Origin of the sequence: Pseudomonas simiae, from assembly GCF_900111895.1 — a bacterium.
Lineage (GTDB): Bacteria > Pseudomonadota > Gammaproteobacteria > Pseudomonadales > Pseudomonadaceae > Aquipseudomonas > Aquipseudomonas simiae.
The window spans coordinates 238,304-255,236 of the sequence record NZ_FOKB01000008.1 but is presented as its reverse complement, the minus strand read 5'-3'; the positions used below and the strand labels follow the sequence as shown (position 1 = coordinate 255,236).

The window sequence follows — 16,933 nt, the reverse complement described above, 5'->3', positions numbered from 1 at the left end:
CAGGAAAACGCCACTCAGTGAGTGCGGGTAACTTTGCTCAGGTGGCGCGGCTGGTCAGGGTCCATGCCCCGAGCGACCGCCAGGCCTGCAGCCATGATGTAGAAACTCTGAATCGCCAGGATCGGGTCCAGGGTCGGGTGTTCGGCGCGGCTCAGGGTCAGGTCGCGCTCGGCGATATCATCCGGTGCGGCGAGCAGCACGCGGGCGCCGCGTTGACGCATGTCGGCGGCCAGGCTCAGCAAGCCGGCTTGCTCGGCGCCGCGCGGGGCGAAGACCAGCAGGGGGTAGTTGTCGCCAATCAGGGCCATCGGGCCGTGACGCACTTCGGCGCTGCTGAAGGCTTCGGCCTGGATCGCCGAGGTTTCCTTGAGCTTGAGTGCGGCTTCCTGGGCAATGGCAAAACCGGCGCCACGGCCGATGACCATCAGTTGCTGGCAGTCGCGCAGGGCCTCGATGGCAACCGTCCAATCCTGCTTGGCAGCGGCACGCAGGTCATCGGGCAGGGCGCGGCACGCTTGCAGCAACTCGGTTTCCTGATTCCAGTGGCCGATCAACTGCGTGCTGGCGCTGAGGGTGGCGATAAAGCTTTTGGTGGCGGCCACGCTCTGTTCCGGCCCGGCGCACAGCGGCACATGGAATTCGCAGGCGGCTTCCAGCGGCGAGTCTTCGGCGTTGACCAGCGAAATGCTCAGGGCACCGCGCTTGCGCAGCAGGCGCAGGCTGTTGACCAGGTCCGGGCTCTGGCCCGACTGGGAGAAGCCAAACGCGACTTGGCCGCTGACTTTCATCGGCGCTTGCAACAAGGTCACCACCGACATCGGCAAAGACGCCACCGGAATGCCTACATGCTGCATGGCCAGGTAGGCGAAGTAACTCGCGGCGTGGTCCGAGCTGCCACGGGCGATGGTCATCGCCACTTGCGGCGGCTGGCGGCGCAGGCGGCCGGCGACTTCTTCCAGCAGCGGGTCCAGGCGTTGCAGTTGAGCGGCGACGGCGTCGCAGGAGGCCAGGGCCTCTTCAAGCATTTTTGAAGTCAATGGTTTCTCCTTCGACCATTACGTCGGTGAGTGTCAGGGAGCGGTCCAGGCGCACGCAGTCGGCGAAGCTGCCGGGTTGCAGGCGGCCGCGTTCTTCCAGGCCCAGGTAGTCCGCAGGAAATTGCGACAGGCGTTGTGAGGCTTCGCTGATGGGCAGGCCGATTTTCACCAGATTGCGCAGCGCCTGGTCCATGGTCAGGGTGCTGCCGGCCAGGGTGCCGTCGGCCAGGCGTACGCCGCCCAGGCATTTGGTCACGGTATGGCTGCCCAGCTTGTATTCGCCGTCGGGCATGCCGGCGGCGGCGGTGGAGTCGGTGACGCAGTACAGGCACGGGATCGAGCGCAGGGCCACACGCATGGCACCGGGGTGAACGTGGAGCAGATCCGGGATCAGTTCGGCAAATTTGGCATGAGCCAGGGCGGCGCCGACGATGCCCGGTTCGCGGTGATGCAACGGGCTCATCGCGTTATACAAATGGGTAAAGCTGGTGGCGCCGGCGGCGAGGGCGGCGACGCCTTCTTCGTAGCTGCCCAGGGTGTGGCCGATCTGCATGCGCACGCCGCGTTCGCTGAGGGCGCGGATCAGACCGTCATGGCCGGCGATCTCCGGCGCGATGGTGATCACGCGGATCGGTGCCAGGCGCAGGTAGGCTTCGACTTCGGCCATCAGTGCGGTGTGGGCGAAGTTAGGTTGGGCGCCGAGTTTTCCGGGATTGATGTAGGGCCCTTCCAGGTGTACGCCGAGTACACGGGCGCTGCCTGCAGGGCGCCGCTCGCAGAACGTGCCGAGCTGACCGAGCACGCGGGAGATTTCCTCCACCGGTGCGGTCATGGTGGTGGCCAGCAACGACGTGGTGCCAAAGCGCACGTGGGTGCGGGTGATGGTTTCGAAAGCCGCGCCGCCTTCCATGATGTCTGCGCCGCCACCGCCATGCACGTGCAGGTCGATAAAGCCCGGCAGCAGGTAGGGCAAGTCGTTTTCAGCCGGGTCGCACGGTGTGCCTTCAATCGCAATCACCTTACCGTGCTCGTGCACCAGGCGGCCGCGAATCCAGCCGTCGGGCGTGAGGATGTTGTCTTCGGACATGGGCAGTTCTCTAAATTCGCAGTTCAGCGGAATAGTCGTGGCGGCGCAGTTCTGCGACGAAGTCGTAGTAGTCGTTGCGGCAGTAGGTGTCGGTGATTTCGATCGGCGTGTTGTCGGCGGTGTAGCCAACCCGGGTCATCAGCAGCATGGCGGTGCCGGGGGCGATGCCCACCAGGTGCGCGAACTCGTCCGAGGCGTTGATCGCCTGCACATGCTGCAAGGCGCGGACGATAGGTTTGCCGATGCTTTCAAAGTATTCGTACAACGAACTGCCCAGGGCTTGCGGCTGCGGCAGCACCGAGGCTGGGACGACGGTCATTTCGATCGCCATCACGGTGTCATCGGCTTTGCGCAGGCGCTTGAGTCGCGCCACTTTGTCGCTGGTCGACAGGCACAGGCGGATCAGTTCTTCGTGGGTCGGCGGGGTGATGTCGCGTTCCAGCCATTGCGAGCTGGGCACAAAGCCTTTGAGGCGCAACATCTCACTGAAGCCCGACAAGCGTGACAGCGGTTGTTCCAGGCGCGGCGTGATAAAGGTGCCGGAACCCTGGCTGCGGCGAATCAGGCCTTGGTCGAACAGCACTTCGAGGGCTTTGCGGGCGGTGACCCGGGAAATGCTCAGTTGCTCACTGAGAGCCCGTTCCGATGGCAGTGCCTGTTCGGACGTCCACTGGCCGGCATGGATCGCCGCTTCGAGCTTGCGCGCCAATTGCAGGTACAGCGGCGTGGATTGTTTGTCGTCGGGGCGCAGGCCCAGGATGGGATTCATCTGTCAGGTTTCCGATGCGGTTATTGGAGTGTTGTCGCCCGGTATTGGCCGGAAATTAATACCACTTAAATACCATGTCAATGCAGCCAAAACGGTGCAAACGCCGGTTTCAGGGCGCTGCAATTGGGCTTGGTATCAAGTGGTATTAGAGAGGTCTATATCGCGCGCAGAACTGCAAAGCCCGCGGGAGTGAACTGGTATTCACCCGCGGGTGCGGGGCAGGGCGGGAAATATTTTCGAATTATTTTACGAACGGTACGAGATTACGGACGAATCTCGATGAGGGTGCCGTCTTTGACCAGGTTCCACACTTCGCGCATGTCCACGTTGCGCATGCCGATGCAGCCGTCGGTCCAGTCCAGGGTGTGGAACCATTGTTCCGGGTAATCCTCGGTATCCGGCGTGCCGTGGATCATGATCATGCTGCCGGGGCTCACGCCTTCGCGGCGGGCACGGGCGGCGTCGCTGATGTTCGGGTAGGAAATGTGCATGGCGAGGTTGAAGCGGTCGCTGGTCTTGCGCCAGTCGATCCAGTAGAGGCCTTCCGGCGTGCGGCGATCACCCTCGATCAGCTTATGGCCCTTGGGGTTCTTGCCCAGGGAAATGCGGTAGGTCTTGAACGGCTTGCCGTCGTTGATCAGCTGCAATTGGTGGGCGGACTTGAGCACCAGGACTTTTTCGACAGGCTTGCCGCCCAGGGTTTGCACCGTGGAGGCTGGTGACAGGGTAGCGAACGACAGGCAGATAAGAGCAAGCAACCAACGCATTAAAACGGTATCCCCTTAAAGGCCATCTGCCGGAGTGTTATTGGGCGGGCTTGCCCAGCGGCGGCACGGCCTCGCTGCGCACCGGGTACGACTGAAGCCTGCGGTCAGCGAAAAAGCATTCTAGGGTACGCCCGACCGTGCGGAAAGCCAGCTCGGACCAAGGGATGTCGGCTTCGTCGAACAACTGCACTTCCAGGCTCTCGGGGCCGGCGGCAAACTCTAGGTCGAGCAGGTCGGCGCGGTAGAAGATATGCACCTGGTTGATATGTGGCACGTCGATCAGGGTGTAAATATTCATGTTGTGCACGCGGGCGCAGGCTTCTTCCAGGGTTTCGCGCATGGCGGCCTGTTCCACCGTCTCGCCGTTTTCCATGAAACCGGCGGGCAGGGTCCAGTAGCCCAGGCGCGGTTCGATGGCGCGGCGGCACAGCAGCACTTTATCGCCCCACACTGGCACGGTGCCAGCGACGATATTGGGGTTCTGGTAGTGAATGGTCGAGCAGTGATCGCACACAAAGCGCAAGCGGCCGTCGCCTTCGGGGATGCGTTGGGTAACCGGTTTACCGCACTGGCTGCAGAAATTCATGCTGGGGTTCCTGGAAAGTGCGTCTATCTTGGCGTGACGGGCAGGGCGCTGCAACAAGTTGTCGTTTAGCGACACCACGCGGGTTTTGGGGTTGGGCGCCCGCGTGCTTTGGTGCATGATGCAAGGTAGCCAACAGACCGAGATGACTCATGCTGGACGAGCTACTTCGCCGGGTAACCAATCACACCCCCCACACGCTGGAAACCGATGGGCGTTTCCCCGAGGCCGCGGTGCTGGTGCCGATTACCCGCAGTGACGAACCTGAGCTGATCCTGACCCTGCGTGCCAGCGGCCTGTCGACCCACGGCGGTGAAGTGGCCTTTCCCGGCGGGCGCCGCGACCCCGAAGACCCGGACCTGATTTTCACCGCGCTACGTGAAGCCGAAGAAGAGATAGGCCTTCCACCCGGCCTTGTGGAGGTCATTGGCCCGTTGAGCCCGTTGATCTCCCTGCACGGTATTCGGGTTACGCCGTATGTCGGCGTCATCCCCGACTACGTCGAATACCTGGCCAACGATGCCGAGATCGCCGCCGTTTTCAGCGTGCCGTTGGACTTCTTCCGACAGGACCCGCGCGAACATACCCACAGGATCGATTACCAGGGACGTAGTTGGTACGTGCCCAGTTATCGGTTCGGCGAATACAAGATCTGGGGGCTGACGGCGATCATGATCGTCGAGTTGATCAATCTGCTCTATGACGACGCCCAGATCAGCCTGCACCAGCCCCCCAAGAGTTTCATCAACATCTAAGCCATCGCTTGAATGGCAATGCCGTGAGGAAACACCATGAAATACCGCCTGGGCGACGCCCGCGTCGAGACTCACCCTCAGAGCTGGGTGGCACCGAATGCCACGCTGGTGGGCAAGGTCAAGCTGGAGGAGGGCGCCAACGTCTGGTTCAACGCGGTGTTGCGTGGCGACAACGAACTGATCCTGATCGGTAAGAACAGCAACGTGCAGGATGGCAGTGTGATGCACACCGACATGGGCTACCCGCTGACCCTGGGCACCGGTGTGACCATCGGTCATAACGCGATGCTGCATGGTTGCACGGTGGATGATTACAGCCTGATCGGTATCAACGCGGTGATCCTCAACGGCGCCAAGATCGGCAAGCACTGCATCATCGGCGCCAATTCACTGATCGGCGAAGGCAAGGAAATCCCCGATGGTTCACTGGTGATGGGCTCGCCGGGCAAAGTGGTGCGTGAATTGACCGACGCGCAGAAACGCATGCTCGAAGCCAGCGCTGCGCACTATGTGCATAACTCTCAGCGTTATGCGCGGGATTTGGTAGAGCAGGAAGAATGAACCCGATTGAACGCCCCGTCGCCTCGCCGTGCGTGAGTATCTGCGCGTTGGACGATGACGATATTTGCACCGGCTGCCAGCGTACCGTGGATGAAATTACGCGCTGGAGCCGCATGGATAACGCCGAGCGCCGGGTCGTGTTGGGGTTGTGCCATGAGCGGGCGGTGGCGAGTGGGTTGGTGTTTATGGCTTCCGGGAAAACTGGCGGCGGATAGACCGCTATTGCAGGCAAGCCAGCTCCCACATGAATGCATTCAAAATGTGGGAGCCGGCTTGCCTGCGATGAGGCCCTCCCAGACGACATATTTCTGAATGTGAAGTAACCTGTGGCCCTTGTTCACAGGTCCCTCGCCCCATGCTCTTCCTGATCGCCTACATCAGCAGCGTCGTGCTGATCAACTTTGCCTTTTCCACCGCCCCGCACCTGGACGTCATCTGGTCGGCCTGGGGTGGCCTGGTCTTCATCCTGCGCGACATGGTGCAAACCCGCTTCGGTCACGGAGCGATCATCGCCATGCTGGCGGCGTTGGTGCTGTCGTATGTCACGTCCGACCCGGCCATCGCCCTGGCCAGCGCCACGGCGTTTGCGGTATCCGAGTGCATCGACTGGCTCGTGTTCAGCATCACCAAACGCCCGCTGCACGATCGCCTGTGGATAAGTTCGGCGCTGAGCATTCCCCTCGACACCTTTATCTTCTTCGGCCTGATCGGCGCGCTCACGCCGGCAGTGGCGGGCACCGCGCTGGTGTCGAAGTTCGCCGGGGTCACGGTCGTGTGGCTGATCATGGCCTGGCGTATCCGCAAGCGGGCCGTCGTCAACTGAGGCCAATTCCTGCAGTTCATGTAAAATGCCGGCCTTTCTCCCAATGATCCGCTCCCCTGAGGACCTGAGATGACCCGAATCGGAACTCCATTGTCGCCAACCGCGACCCGCGTTTTGTTGTGTGGCTGCGGTGAGCTGGGCAAGGAAGTGGTAATCGAACTGCAACGCCTGGGCGTTGAAGTGATTGCTGTGGATCGCTACGCCAATGCGCCGGCCATGCAGGTTGCGCACCGTAGCCACGTGATCAACATGCTCGACGGCGCCGCCCTGCGTGCGGTGATCGAGGCCGAGAAGCCGCATTTCATCGTTCCGGAAATCGAAGCCATCGCCACTGCCACCCTGGTGGAACTGGAAGCCGAGGGCTTCACTGTGATTCCGACCGCGCGCGCGACCTCGCTGACCATGAACCGCGAAGGCATCCGCCGTCTTGCCGCCGAAGAGCTGGACCTGCCGACCTCGCCGTACCACTTCGCCGATACCTTCGAAGATTACAGCAAGGCCGTCCAGGACCTGGGCTTCCCGTGCGTGGTCAAGCCGGTGATGAGTTCGTCGGGCAAGGGCCAGAGCCTGCTGCGCAGCCCCGACGACGTGCAGAAAGCCTGGGATTACGCCCAGGAAGGTGGCCGTGCCGGTAAAGGCCGCGTGATCATCGAAGGCTTTATCGACTTCGACTACGAAATCACCCTGCTGACCGTGCGCCACATCGGCGGCACCACGTTCTGTGCGCCGGTGGGTCACCGTCAGGAGAAGGGCGACTATCAGGAATCCTGGCAGCCGCAAGCCATGAGCCCGATTGCCCTGGCAGAATCCGAGCGCGTTGCCAAAGCCGTGACCGAGGCCCTGGGTGGTCGTGGCCTGTTTGGTGTGGAGTTGTTCATCAAGGGTGATCAGGTGTGGTTCAGCGAAGTTTCGCCGCGTCCGCATGACACCGGTTTGGTGACCTTGATTTCTCAGGACCTGTCGCAGTTTGCGCTGCACGCGCGCGCCATCCTGGGCTTGCCGATCCCGTTGATCCGTCAGTTCGGGCCGTCGGCCTCGGCGGTGATCCTGGTGGAAGGGCAGTCGACCCAGACGGCGTTCGCCAACCTGGGCGCTGCGCTGAGCGAGCCGGACACGGCGTTGCGTCTGTTTGGCAAACCGGAAGTGAATGGGCAGCGTCGGATGGGTGTAGCGTTGGCGCGGGATGAGTCGATTGAAGCGGCTCGAGCGAAGGCGACCCGTGCTTCGAAGGCGGTTGTTGTAGAGCTGTAACCGCGTCGCGCCCTTCGCGAGCAAGCCCGCTCCCACATTCGATCGCATTGCCAACTCTGGCACTGATCACAATGTGGGAGTGGGCTTGCTCGCGAAAGCGGTCTATCAGGCAACCTTGTTCAAATCGTTATCCCGCGTCTCTTTCAGGCACAGCACAGCAATCAAGCTGAGCAACGCTGCCGCCGATACATACCCACCGACATAACTCAGCCCACCCATCGCCACCAGCTTGGTCGCGAAGAACGGTGCGGCCGACGCGCCCACGATCCCACCCAGGTTATACGCCGCCGAAGCACCGGTATAACGCACACGGGTCGGGAACAGTTCCGGCAGCATGGCGCCCATCGGCGCGAAGGTCACGCCCATCAGGAACAGCTCCAAGGCCAGGAACAAAGCCACCGCCCAAGTCGAACCGTGAGTCAGCAGCGGCTCCATGGTGAAGCCCGACAGGATTGCCAGGAGCGCGCCGACGATGAGCACCGGCTTGCGTCCGAAACGGTCACTGGCCAAGGCTGCCAACGGCGTCGCCAGGCCCATGAACAAGACTGCAAAGCACAACAGGCCGAGGAAGGTCTCACGGCTGTAGCCCAAGGTGGAGACGCCATAACTCAGGGAAAACGCAGTGGTGATGTAGAACAGTGCATAACACACCACCATCGACGCAGCGCCCAGCAACACCGGCAGCCAATGCTGGCTGAACAATTCCACCAGCGGCACCTTGACCGGGGCTTCCTTGGCGACGGCGTTGGCGAACACCGGCGTCTCATGCAGCTTCAGCCGCGCGTACAGGCCAACCATCACCAGCGCAGCGCTGAGGATGAACGGGATGCGCCAGCCCCAACTGCGGAACTGTTCGTCGCTCAGGCTCATGGCCAGGATCAGGAACAAGCCGTTGGCTGCCAGGAAGCCGATCGATGGACCCAGTTGCGGAAACATGCCGAACCAGGCGCGTTTGCCCTTGGGCGCGTTCTCGGTCGCCAGCAGCGCCGCGCCGCCCCATTCACCGCCCAAGCCCAGGCCCTGGCCGAAGCGCAGCACACACAGCAGGATCGGCGCCCAGGCCCCGATGCTGTCATAGCCGGGCAGCAAGCCAATCAGCGTCGTACAGACGCCCATCAGCAGCAGCGAGGCCACCAGGGTCGATTTACGCCCGATGCGGTCGCCAAAGTGGCCGAACAGTGCCGAGCCCAGCGGGCGGGCGATGAAGGCGATACCGAAGGTCAGGAACGACGCCAGCATCTGCGCGGTACCGGAGGTCTGCGGGAAGAACACTGGCCCGATCACCAGCGCAGCTGCCGTGGCGTAGATATAGAAGTCGTAGAACTCGATGGCGGTGCCGACGATGCTCGCCGTGGCGACTCGTGCGGTCGAGTTGGTCGGGGCGGCGGCGGGCGCGGCCTCGTTGTAGGTGGTGCTCATGGTAGTGTCCCTGATGGTCATTGCGCGTTTGGACGCGGATTATTATTGGTCGATCACCCATGGATCAGGGTTGTGCGCGGGAAGGCTCGGGATGGGAGCGAACGCCGGTCAGACACGATAAAGCGGTGCTTGGACACGCGGGGTGCGGGTAGCACGCGGTCAGGCGCGGCTCTGGTAAGCCGCCCCGATTATAGGAAGGGGGTTGAACATACAACAAGGGGGGGGCTGGCGAGGATCTACGGTTTGGAGTGGGGTGTATGTGGGAGCTGGCTTGCCTGCGATAAGATCACCTCGCTTTCATGACCGAGGTGTTTGCATCGCAGGCAAGCCAGCTCCCACATGGACCGAGTTGATTCAGGCAGCGACCGGCATCCGGCTGGTGTGCCAGATCAGCACCTTGCTCACGCGGTTGTCCTCGGTCTCGAGGATTTCCAGGCGGTAGCGACCGATTTTCAGGCAGACCGCGCAATCCGGGATGGTCTCCAGTGCTTCGGTGACCAGGCCGTTGAGGGTCTTGGGGCCGTCGCTGGGCAGGTGCCAGTTCAGGCTTTTGTTCAGCTCGCGGATCGAGGCGGCGCCATCGATGATGTAGCGGCCGTCCGGCTGGGGCTCGATATGCGGGTTGTCAGCACTCTGCTCGCTTTCGAATTCACCGACGATTTCTTCGAGGATGTCTTCCAGGGTCACGATACCCAGCACTTCGCCGTATTCATCCACCACCATGCCCAGGCGGCGTTGTTGCTTGTGAAAGTTCAGCAGCTGCAGTTGCAGGGGTGTGCTTTCCGGGACGAAGTAGGGTTCGTGGCAGGCGGCGAGCAACGCTTCCTTGGTCAGGCTGGCGTCGGGCAGCAGGTGCTGGATCTGCCGGGTGTTGAGCACCGCCTGGACCTGGTTGATGTCGCTGTGGAACACCGGCAGGCGCGTACGTTGGGAGGTGCGCAATTGCTCGATGATCTCTTCGATCGAGTCATCCAGGTTGATGCCGTCCACTTCACTGCGTGGCACCAGGATGTCGTTGACGGTGATGTTGTCCAGGGCGTGGATGCCGGGCATGCCTGGGGTGCGGCTTTCGTCGGACTCGGGTTCTGGCTCATCGTCATGGTCGGGCAGCGGTTCGTCGCTCTTTTTCACCACGCCGGATTTACGTGCGAATGGGCGCAGCAGCAACAGGCTGATGCCATTGAGCAGCCAGGCCAGCGGGTAGAGGATTTTCAGCGGCACGCCCAGCAGCGTGTTGCCAAAGCCCAGCACGGCTTGCGGATGGCGGACGGCGAGGGCACGGGGCAGGTAATCGGCCAGAATCAACAGGATTGCGCAGGAAATCATCCAGCCGAGCCAGGGCCCGTTCTGCGCCCAGGCGTAGATCGCCAGTAGCGTGCAGAGGATCACCACGGCGGCGCGACACAGGCTGTTGCACAGGATCAGGCTGTTGCGCGGGAAGCTTAGGCGGGCGGCTGCCTTGTCACGCTGGCGTGTACCGGGGCGCAGGGCCAGCAGGTGTTGTTGCGCGGCTTCGATGGCGGTGAACAGTGCGGCCCATAAGACCAGCAGGGCGATTACCGCGAGCATCGGCTCCAGGGGCAAGTTGTCCATGATCGCTGCCCGTCAGATGTGCAGGATATATTCGCGGACCAGCTTGCTGCCGAAATAGGCCAGCATCAGCAGGCAGAAGCCCGCCAGGGTCCAGCGAATTGCCTTGTGCCCGCGCCAGCCGAGCCGGTTGCGGCCCCACAGCAACACACTGAACACCACCCAGGCCAGACACGCCAGCAGGGTCTTATGCACCAAGTGCTGGGCGAACAGGTTTTCGACGAACAGCCAGCCGGAGATCAGCGACAGTGACAGCAGGGTCCAACCGGCCCACAGGAAGCCGAACAGCAGGCTTTCCATGGTTTGCAGCGGCGGGAAGTTCTTGATCAGCCCCGAGGGATGCTTGTGCTTGAGCTGGTGGTCCTGCAGCAGCAGGAGCAGGGCCTGGAACACCGCGATGGTGAACATGCCGTACGCCAGGATCGACAGCAGGATGTGCGCGAGGATGCCCGGCTCTTCATCAATGACCTGCACCGTGCCGGTAGGGGCGAATTGCGCCATCAACACGGTCAGCATTCCCAGCGGGAATAACAGCACCAGCAGATTCTCGACGGGAATCCGGTAGCAGGCCAGCAAGGTCAGCGCGATGACAGCGGCCGCGATCAAGCTGGCGGCGCTGAAAAAATCCAGGCCCAGGCCGACGGGTGTCATCAAATGGGTAAACAGGCTGGCAGCATGGGCCAGCAGGGCGAGAACGCCCAGGCCTACGAGCAGGCGTTTGTCCGCCTTGGCGCCTTGGGCCAGACGAGTGCCCTGATAGAGAGTCGCAGCGGCATACAAGATGGCGGCGGCGAGGCTGGGTAGCAAACTGGGTGACAAAGGGAGCATAAATCCTGTTAGGCAAGCCCGAAAGGCGCTGAGTTTGGCATACCCCCGCGTAACACGAAAGACTCTCAGGCCAGACAGCGGGTGTGCATGGCGGCAGTCTTCGCTATAATCCGCGACCTGCCCACGCCGCAGGCTCGCCGAGCGCTGTTTTTAATAGCGATTTACCACAGCCTGGGCCGCCATTACCTCGGTCTATGAATAGGGCCTGAAAGGATCGCGCATGTTTGAAAATCTGACTGACCGTCTCTCGCAGACGCTGCGCCATGTAACCGGCAAGGCCAAGCTGACCGAGGACAATATTAAAGACACCCTGCGTGAAGTGCGCATGGCGTTGCTGGAAGCCGACGTGGCCTTGCCGGTGGTGAAGGACTTCGTCAACTCGGTCAAAGAGCGCGCGGTGGGCACCGAAGTGTCCCGCAGCCTGACCCCGGGCCAGGCGTTTGTGAAGATCGTCCAGGCCGAACTCGAAAGCCTGATGGGCGCGGCCAACGAAGACCTGAACCTCAGTGCCGTGCCACCTGCCGTTGTGCTGATGGCCGGTCTGCAAGGTGCGGGTAAGACCACCACCGCCGGCAAGCTGGCGCGCTTCCTTAAAGAGCGCAAGAAGAAGTCCGTGATGGTGGTGTCGGCCGACGTATACCGTCCGGCTGCTATTAAACAGCTGGAAATGCTCGCTGGCGAAGTAGGGGTGACCTTCTTCCCGTCCGACCTGAGCCAGAAGCCGGTCGACATCGCCAACGCGGCTATTAAAGAAGCCAAGCTCAAGTTCATCGACGTGGTCATCGTCGATACCGCCGGTCGCCTGCACATCGACGAAGAGATGATGGGCGAGATCAAGGCGTTGCATGCCGCGATCAACCCGGTCGAGACGCTGTTCGTGGTCGACGCCATGACCGGCCAGGATGCGGCCAACACCGCCAAGGCCTTCGGCGACGCGTTGCCGCTGACCGGCGTGATCCTCACCAAGGTCGACGGTGACGCCCGTGGCGGTGCCGCGCTGTCGGTGCGTGCCATCACCGGCAAACCGATCAAGTTCATCGGTATGGGCGAGAAGAGCGACGCGCTCGAACCGTTCCATCCTGAGCGTATTGCTTCGCGCATCCTCGGTATGGGTGACGTGCTCAGCCTGATCGAGCAGGCCGAAGCCACGCTCGACAAGGACAAGGCCGACAAACTGGCCAAGAAGCTGAAGAAGGGCAAGGGCTTCGACCTCGAAGACTTCCGCGACCAGCTGCAGCAGATGAAGAACATGGGCGGCCTCGGCGGCCTGATGGACAAACTGCCGAACATCGGCGGTGTGAACCTGGCGCAGATGGGCAATGCCCAGGGCGCGGCAGAGAAGCAGTTCAAGCAGATGGAAGCCATCATCAACTCCATGACCCCGGCCGAGCGCCGTGACCCTGAGCTGATCAGCGGTTCGCGCAAACGTCGGATCGCCATGGGTTCCGGCACCCAGGTGCAGGACATCGGTCGCTTGATCAAGCAGCACAAGCAGATGCAGAAGATGATGAAGAAATTCTCTGCCAAGGGCGGAATGGCCAAGATGATGCGCGGCATGGGCGGTATGTTGCCCGGCGGTGGCATGCCGAAAATGTAAAGTATTCGCGCGCAAGCACGCTTGCGCTCCGACCCACAGGGACGTGGGATCTCCAGCAAACCCGCCGTTGGCGGGCGCTGACTCGCCGTTTTAACCGACGGCTCTATAGCAGATCTGAGTGGCACGCTGATAGGCGCCAGAAAAAGACATTTGCAAAAGTCCGGATATTCCTTAGAATATGCGGCCTTTCGGGCACCTATGCCCGCTGTGCATTTAGATTTGCAGCACCGACTACAGGAACGATGTTCACATGCTAACAATCCGTCTTGCCCTTGGCGGCTCCAAAAAGCGCCCGTTTTACCACTTGACCGTAACCGACAGCCGCAACCCGCGCGACGGTTCGCACAAGGAACAGGTTGGTTTCTTCAACCCTGTTGCTCGTGGCCAAGAAGTTCGTCTGTCCGTGAACCAAGAGCGCGTAGCCTACTGGCTGAGCGTGGGTGCACAGCCATCCGAGCGCGTAGCAAAACTGTTGAAGGACTCGGCTAAGGCCGCAGCCTGAGCAATATGAACGCGACGCCAGCTGTTGCTGATGATTTGATCGTTATCGGCAAGATTTACTCTGTTCATGGCGTTCGCGGCGAAGTGAAGGTGTATTCCTTTACTGATCCGACTGAAAACCTGTTGCAGTACAAGACCTGGACGCTCAAGCGCGAGGGTAGTGTGAAGCAGGTTGAGCTGGTCAGTGGACGCGGGAGCGATAAGTTCCTGGTCGCAAAGCTCAAGGGTCTTGATGATCGTGAGGAAGCTCGTCTTCTGGCTGGTTATGAGATCTGCGTGCCGCGCAACCTGTTCCCTGAATTGACCGACGGCGAGTACTACTGGTACCAGCTGGAAGGTCTGAAGGTTATTGATCAACTCGGGCAATTGTTCGGGAAAATCGATCATCTTCTGGAAACCGGCGCCAATGATGTAATGGTGGTCAAGCCTTGCGCTGGCAGCCTGGATGATCGCGAACGTCTGTTGCCCTATACGGCGCAATGCGTGTTGGCCGTCGACCTGGCCGCGGGCGAGATGAAGGTGGAATGGGACGCGGACTTCTAAGCGTGGCTAATTTGCGCATTGAAGTGATCAGTTTGTTTCCCGAGATGTTTTCCGCCATCAGCGAGTACGGCATCACCAGTCGGGCGGTGAAACAGGGGCTGTTGCAGCTCACCTGTTGGAACCCGCGAGACTACACGACGGATCGACATCACACTGTGGACGATCGCCCATTTGGCGGTGGCCCGGGCATGGTGATGAAGATCAAGCCCCTGGAAGACGCATTGGTTCAGGCCAAGGCCGCCGCCGGGGAGAAGGCGAAGGTAATTTACCTGTCCCCTCAAGGCCGTCAGCTGAAACAGGCTGGGGTCCGCGAGCTGGCGAATGAGGAAGCACTGATCCTGATTGCCGGTCGCTATGAAGGCATTGACGAGCGGTTTATTGAAGCTCATGTCGATGAAGAGTGGTCGATTGGGGACTATGTTCTGTCTGGCGGCGAGCTGCCGGCGATGGTCCTGATAGATGCGGTTACACGACTGCTGCCTGGAGCTTTAGGGCATGCGGACTCCGCGGAGGAAGACTCCTTCACGGATGGTTTGCTGGATTGCCCGCACTACACCCGACCGGAGGTGTATGCGGATCAGCGTGTTCCCGACGTATTGCTAAGTGGCAATCACGCACACATCCGGCGTTGGCGTTTACAGCAGTCCCTTGGTCGGACCTATGAACGACGCGCCGATCTTCTGGAAAGCCGCTCGCTTTCTGGAGAAGAGAAGAAGCTGCTCGAGGAATACATCCTCGCGCGGGACGATAGTTAACAACGTATCGATGGTAGGTCCATTGACTTACCTTAGGAGCACAGCATGACTAACAAAATCATCCTTGCACTCGAAGCAGAGCAGATGACCAAAGAGATCCCTACCTTTGCCCCGGGCGACACCATTGTCGTTCAGGTGAAAGTGAAGGAAGGCGACCGTTCGCGTCTGCAAGCGTTCGAAGGCGTGGTAATCGCCAAGCGTAACCGTGGTGTGAACAGTGCTTTCACTGTTCGTAAAATCTCCAACGGTGTTGGCGTAGAGCGTACTTTCCAGACCTACAGCCCGCAAATCGACAGCATGGCCGTCAAGCGTCGCGGTGACGTACGTAAAGCCAAGCTGTACTACCTGCGTGACCTGTCCGGTAAAGCAGCTCGCATCAAGGAAAAACTGGCTTAAGTCCAGCTTCCCGATGCAGAAAAAAGCAGCCTACGGGCTGCTTTTTTGTGCCTGAAATTTGTCTATTTACCGGTATTTATGCATGACCACCCGCTTCGAAGAAATCCAGCGCCGTACCGACCTTTCCGTGACTCACGTGACCAAGGCCGTTTTTCCGCCGACCACCAACCACCACAACACCTTGTTTGGCGGCACCGCCTTGGCGTGGATGGATGAAGTGTCGTTCATTACCGCCACGCGCTTTTGCCGCTTGCCGCTGGTAACGGTGTCTACTGACCGTATCGACTTCAATCACGCGATCCCGGCAGGCTCCATCGTTGAGCTGATTGGCCGTGTGATCAAAGTCGGTAACACCAGCCTCAAGGTCGAGGTGGAAGTATTCGTCGAGAGCATGAGTGCTGATGGTCGCGAAAAGGCGATCCAGGGCGTGTTCAGCTTTGTCGCGATTGATGCCGACAAGCGGCCTGTCCCGGTATTGCCTGGGTTTGTTGACTGATCCTGAACCGCTGTCGAAGGCAAGCCAGCTCCCACATTGAATCAGTGTTGTTCAATCGATCAGGCAAGACACAAAACCCATGTGGGAGCTGGCGTGCCTGCGATAGGATCTACCCGACACTCCAGTCATCAGCTTGAGCCCATATGCCCGCCATTGACCACCCCCTGATCGACCGCTTCCTCGACGCCCTGTGGCTGGAAAAAGGCCTGTCGGACAACACGCGTCAGGCTTACCGCAGCGACCTGGCCCTGTTCAACGGTTGGCTGCAGGAAAAAAACCTTGAGTTGGTCAACGCTGGCCGCGAGCTGATTCTCGACCACCTGGCCTGGCGCCTTGAGCAAAACTACAAGCCCCGTTCCACCGCAAGATTTCTCTCTGGGGTGCGTGGCTTTTATCGCTATCTGTTGCGTGAAAAACTGATAGCAGTCGATCCGACTCTCCAAGTCGACATGCCTCAACTAGGTAGGCCTCTTCCTAAATCTCTGTCAGAAGCCGACGTGGAAGCCTTGTTGGCGGCCCCGGACCTGAGCGAAGCCATCGGCCAGCGCGACCGCGCGATGCTCGAAGTGCTGTACGCCTGCGGCCTACGGGTGACCGAGTTGATCAGCTTGACCCTGGAGCAAGTCAACCTGCGTCAGGGCGTGCTGCGGGTGATGGGCAAGGGCAGCAAGGAGCGGCTGGTGCCCATGGGCGAGGAGGCGATTGTGTGGGTCGAGCGCTACATGCGTGATGCCCGCAGTGAGCTGCTTGGCGGACGCCCCAGCGACGTGTTGTTTCCCAGCCTGCGCGGCGAGCAGATGACCCGGCAGACCTTCTGGCACCGCATCAAGCACCAGGCCAAGGTCGCCGGCATCGGCAAGGCCTTGTCGCCCCACACGTTGCGCCATGCGTTCGCCACGCATTTGCTCAACCACGGGGCGGATTTGCGCGTGGTGCAAATGCTGCTTGGGCACAGCGACTTATCCACAACCCAGATCTACACCCACGTGGCGCGTGCACGCTTGCAGGATATGCACGCCAAGCACCACCCGCGAGGCTGAAAACCGCCAATTTGTCCCGCCACGGGCTGCCCTGCGGCCCAACTGTGGTAGGCTTTGCCGGTTAGCAAAGGGGACGGCCCAGCGCTGTGTTTTTCCAAACAGTATTCCTTCCCGTCCCTGCATCTGCCTTCAGGA

20 protein-coding genes are annotated in these 16,933 nt (G+C 60.9%); 12 read left to right on the top strand and 8 right to left on the bottom strand.

The window, feature by feature from the left end; genetic code table 11:
• Nucleotides 1-14 precede the first annotated feature (14 nt).
• From BMZ57_RS23290 to BMZ57_RS23270, 5 genes are all read right to left on the bottom strand, one after another.
• On the bottom strand, nt 15-1,025 hold the full coding sequence (locus tag BMZ57_RS23290; RefSeq protein ID WP_042571210.1) for an SIS domain-containing protein: 1,011 nt from the start codon (nt 1,023-1,025) through the stop codon (nt 15-17).
• Entirely contained in the window at nt 1,018-2,124 is a 1,107-nt protein-coding gene (gene nagA / locus BMZ57_RS23285; RefSeq protein ID WP_010207962.1) for an N-acetylglucosamine-6-phosphate deacetylase, read from the bottom strand. Before nagA ends, BMZ57_RS23290 begins: the two co-directional genes overlap by 8 nt.
• A 10-nt stretch (nt 2,125-2,134) precedes the next feature.
• On the bottom strand, nt 2,135-2,893 hold the full coding sequence (locus BMZ57_RS23280; protein ID WP_069672763.1) for a GntR family transcriptional regulator: 759 nt from the start codon (nt 2,891-2,893) through the stop codon (nt 2,135-2,137).
• 263 nt (nt 2,894-3,156) lie between these two features.
• Nucleotides 3,157-3,660, bottom strand: coding sequence for a L,D-transpeptidase family protein (locus tag BMZ57_RS23275; RefSeq protein WP_047542936.1), 504 nt, complete (start codon nt 3,658-3,660; stop codon nt 3,157-3,159).
• A 37-nt stretch (nt 3,661-3,697) separates the two neighbouring features.
• Entirely contained in the window at nt 3,698-4,246 is a 549-nt protein-coding gene (locus BMZ57_RS23270) for an NUDIX hydrolase (RefSeq protein WP_010207968.1), read from the bottom strand.
• Between the two features lie 149 nt (nt 4,247-4,395).
• Between BMZ57_RS23270 and BMZ57_RS23265 the strand changes: the two genes are divergently transcribed.
• The 5 genes from BMZ57_RS23265 (at nt 4,396) to purT (ending at nt 7,633) form a co-directional block, all read left to right on the top strand.
• Complete coding sequence (locus BMZ57_RS23265; protein WP_010207970.1) at nt 4,396-4,998, top strand: CoA pyrophosphatase; 603 nt, start codon at nt 4,396-4,398, stop codon at nt 4,996-4,998.
• A 36-nt stretch (nt 4,999-5,034) separates the two neighbouring features.
• Nucleotides 5,035-5,559, top strand: coding sequence for a gamma carbonic anhydrase family protein (locus tag BMZ57_RS23260; RefSeq protein WP_010207972.1), 525 nt, complete (start codon nt 5,035-5,037; stop codon nt 5,557-5,559).
• A complete protein-coding gene (locus tag BMZ57_RS23255; RefSeq protein WP_042571212.1) occupies nt 5,556-5,774 on the top strand; it encodes a DUF1289 domain-containing protein in 219 nt (72 codons plus the stop codon). Before BMZ57_RS23260 ends, BMZ57_RS23255 begins: the two co-directional genes overlap by 4 nt.
• A 140-nt stretch (nt 5,775-5,914) precedes the next feature.
• Nucleotides 5,915-6,382: a VUT family protein gene (locus BMZ57_RS23250; protein ID WP_010207975.1), complete on the top strand. Its 468-nt coding sequence runs from the start codon at nt 5,915-5,917 to the stop codon at nt 6,380-6,382.
• A 69-nt stretch (nt 6,383-6,451) separates the two neighbouring features.
• Complete coding sequence (gene purT, locus BMZ57_RS23245; protein WP_010207976.1) at nt 6,452-7,633, top strand: formate-dependent phosphoribosylglycinamide formyltransferase; 1,182 nt, start codon at nt 6,452-6,454, stop codon at nt 7,631-7,633.
• A gap of 105 nt (nt 7,634-7,738) precedes the next feature.
• Here purT and BMZ57_RS23240 read toward each other — a convergent pair whose 3' ends face one another.
• The 3 genes from BMZ57_RS23240 to BMZ57_RS23230 all read right to left on the bottom strand — a co-directional run bounded on the left by BMZ57_RS23240 (nt 7,739) and on the right by BMZ57_RS23230 (nt 11,470).
• Entirely contained in the window at nt 7,739-9,052 is a 1,314-nt protein-coding gene (locus tag BMZ57_RS23240) for an MFS transporter (RefSeq protein WP_010207979.1), read from the bottom strand.
• 354 nt (nt 9,053-9,406) lie between these two features.
• Nucleotides 9,407-10,645, bottom strand: coding sequence for a transporter associated domain-containing protein (locus tag BMZ57_RS23235; RefSeq protein WP_069672762.1), 1,239 nt, complete (start codon nt 10,643-10,645; stop codon nt 9,407-9,409).
• Between the two features lie 12 nt (nt 10,646-10,657).
• Nucleotides 10,658-11,470, bottom strand: a complete 813-nt coding sequence (locus BMZ57_RS23230; protein WP_016977712.1) for a cytochrome C assembly family protein — start codon at nt 11,468-11,470, stop codon at nt 10,658-10,660.
• Between the two features lie 220 nt (nt 11,471-11,690).
• Between BMZ57_RS23230 and ffh the strand changes: the two genes are divergently transcribed.
• The 7 genes from ffh to xerD all read left to right on the top strand — a co-directional run bounded on the left by ffh (nt 11,691) and on the right by xerD (nt 16,798).
• The gene (gene ffh, locus BMZ57_RS23225) at nt 11,691-13,067 is read left to right on the top strand and encodes a signal recognition particle protein (protein ID WP_010207982.1); all 1,377 of its coding nucleotides are present in this window, start codon (nt 11,691-11,693) and stop codon (nt 13,065-13,067) included.
• A gap of 250 nt (nt 13,068-13,317) precedes the next feature.
• Entirely contained in the window at nt 13,318-13,569 is a 252-nt protein-coding gene (rpsP, locus tag BMZ57_RS23220) for a 30S ribosomal protein S16 (protein WP_003175899.1), read from the top strand.
• A 5-nt stretch (nt 13,570-13,574) separates the two neighbouring features.
• On the top strand, nt 13,575-14,111 hold the full coding sequence (gene rimM / locus BMZ57_RS23215) for a ribosome maturation factor RimM (protein ID WP_010207983.1): 537 nt from the start codon (nt 13,575-13,577) through the stop codon (nt 14,109-14,111).
• On the top strand, nt 14,093-14,866 hold the full coding sequence (trmD, locus tag BMZ57_RS23210; protein WP_016977714.1) for a tRNA (guanosine(37)-N1)-methyltransferase TrmD: 774 nt from the start codon (nt 14,093-14,095) through the stop codon (nt 14,864-14,866). Before rimM ends, trmD begins: the two co-directional genes overlap by 19 nt.
• 45 nt (nt 14,867-14,911) lie before the next feature.
• A complete protein-coding gene (rplS, locus tag BMZ57_RS23205; RefSeq protein ID WP_003175895.1) occupies nt 14,912-15,262 on the top strand; it encodes a 50S ribosomal protein L19 in 351 nt (116 codons plus the stop codon).
• Between the two features lie 82 nt (nt 15,263-15,344).
• Nucleotides 15,345-15,758 (top strand): acyl-CoA thioesterase, encoded by a 414-nt coding sequence (locus BMZ57_RS23200; RefSeq protein WP_010207985.1) that lies wholly within the window; start codon nt 15,345-15,347, stop codon nt 15,756-15,758.
• 143 nt (nt 15,759-15,901) lie between these two features.
• Nucleotides 15,902-16,798, top strand: a complete 897-nt coding sequence (xerD, locus tag BMZ57_RS23195; RefSeq protein ID WP_010207986.1) for a site-specific tyrosine recombinase XerD — start codon at nt 15,902-15,904, stop codon at nt 16,796-16,798.
• Nucleotides 16,799-16,933 lie beyond the last annotated feature (135 nt).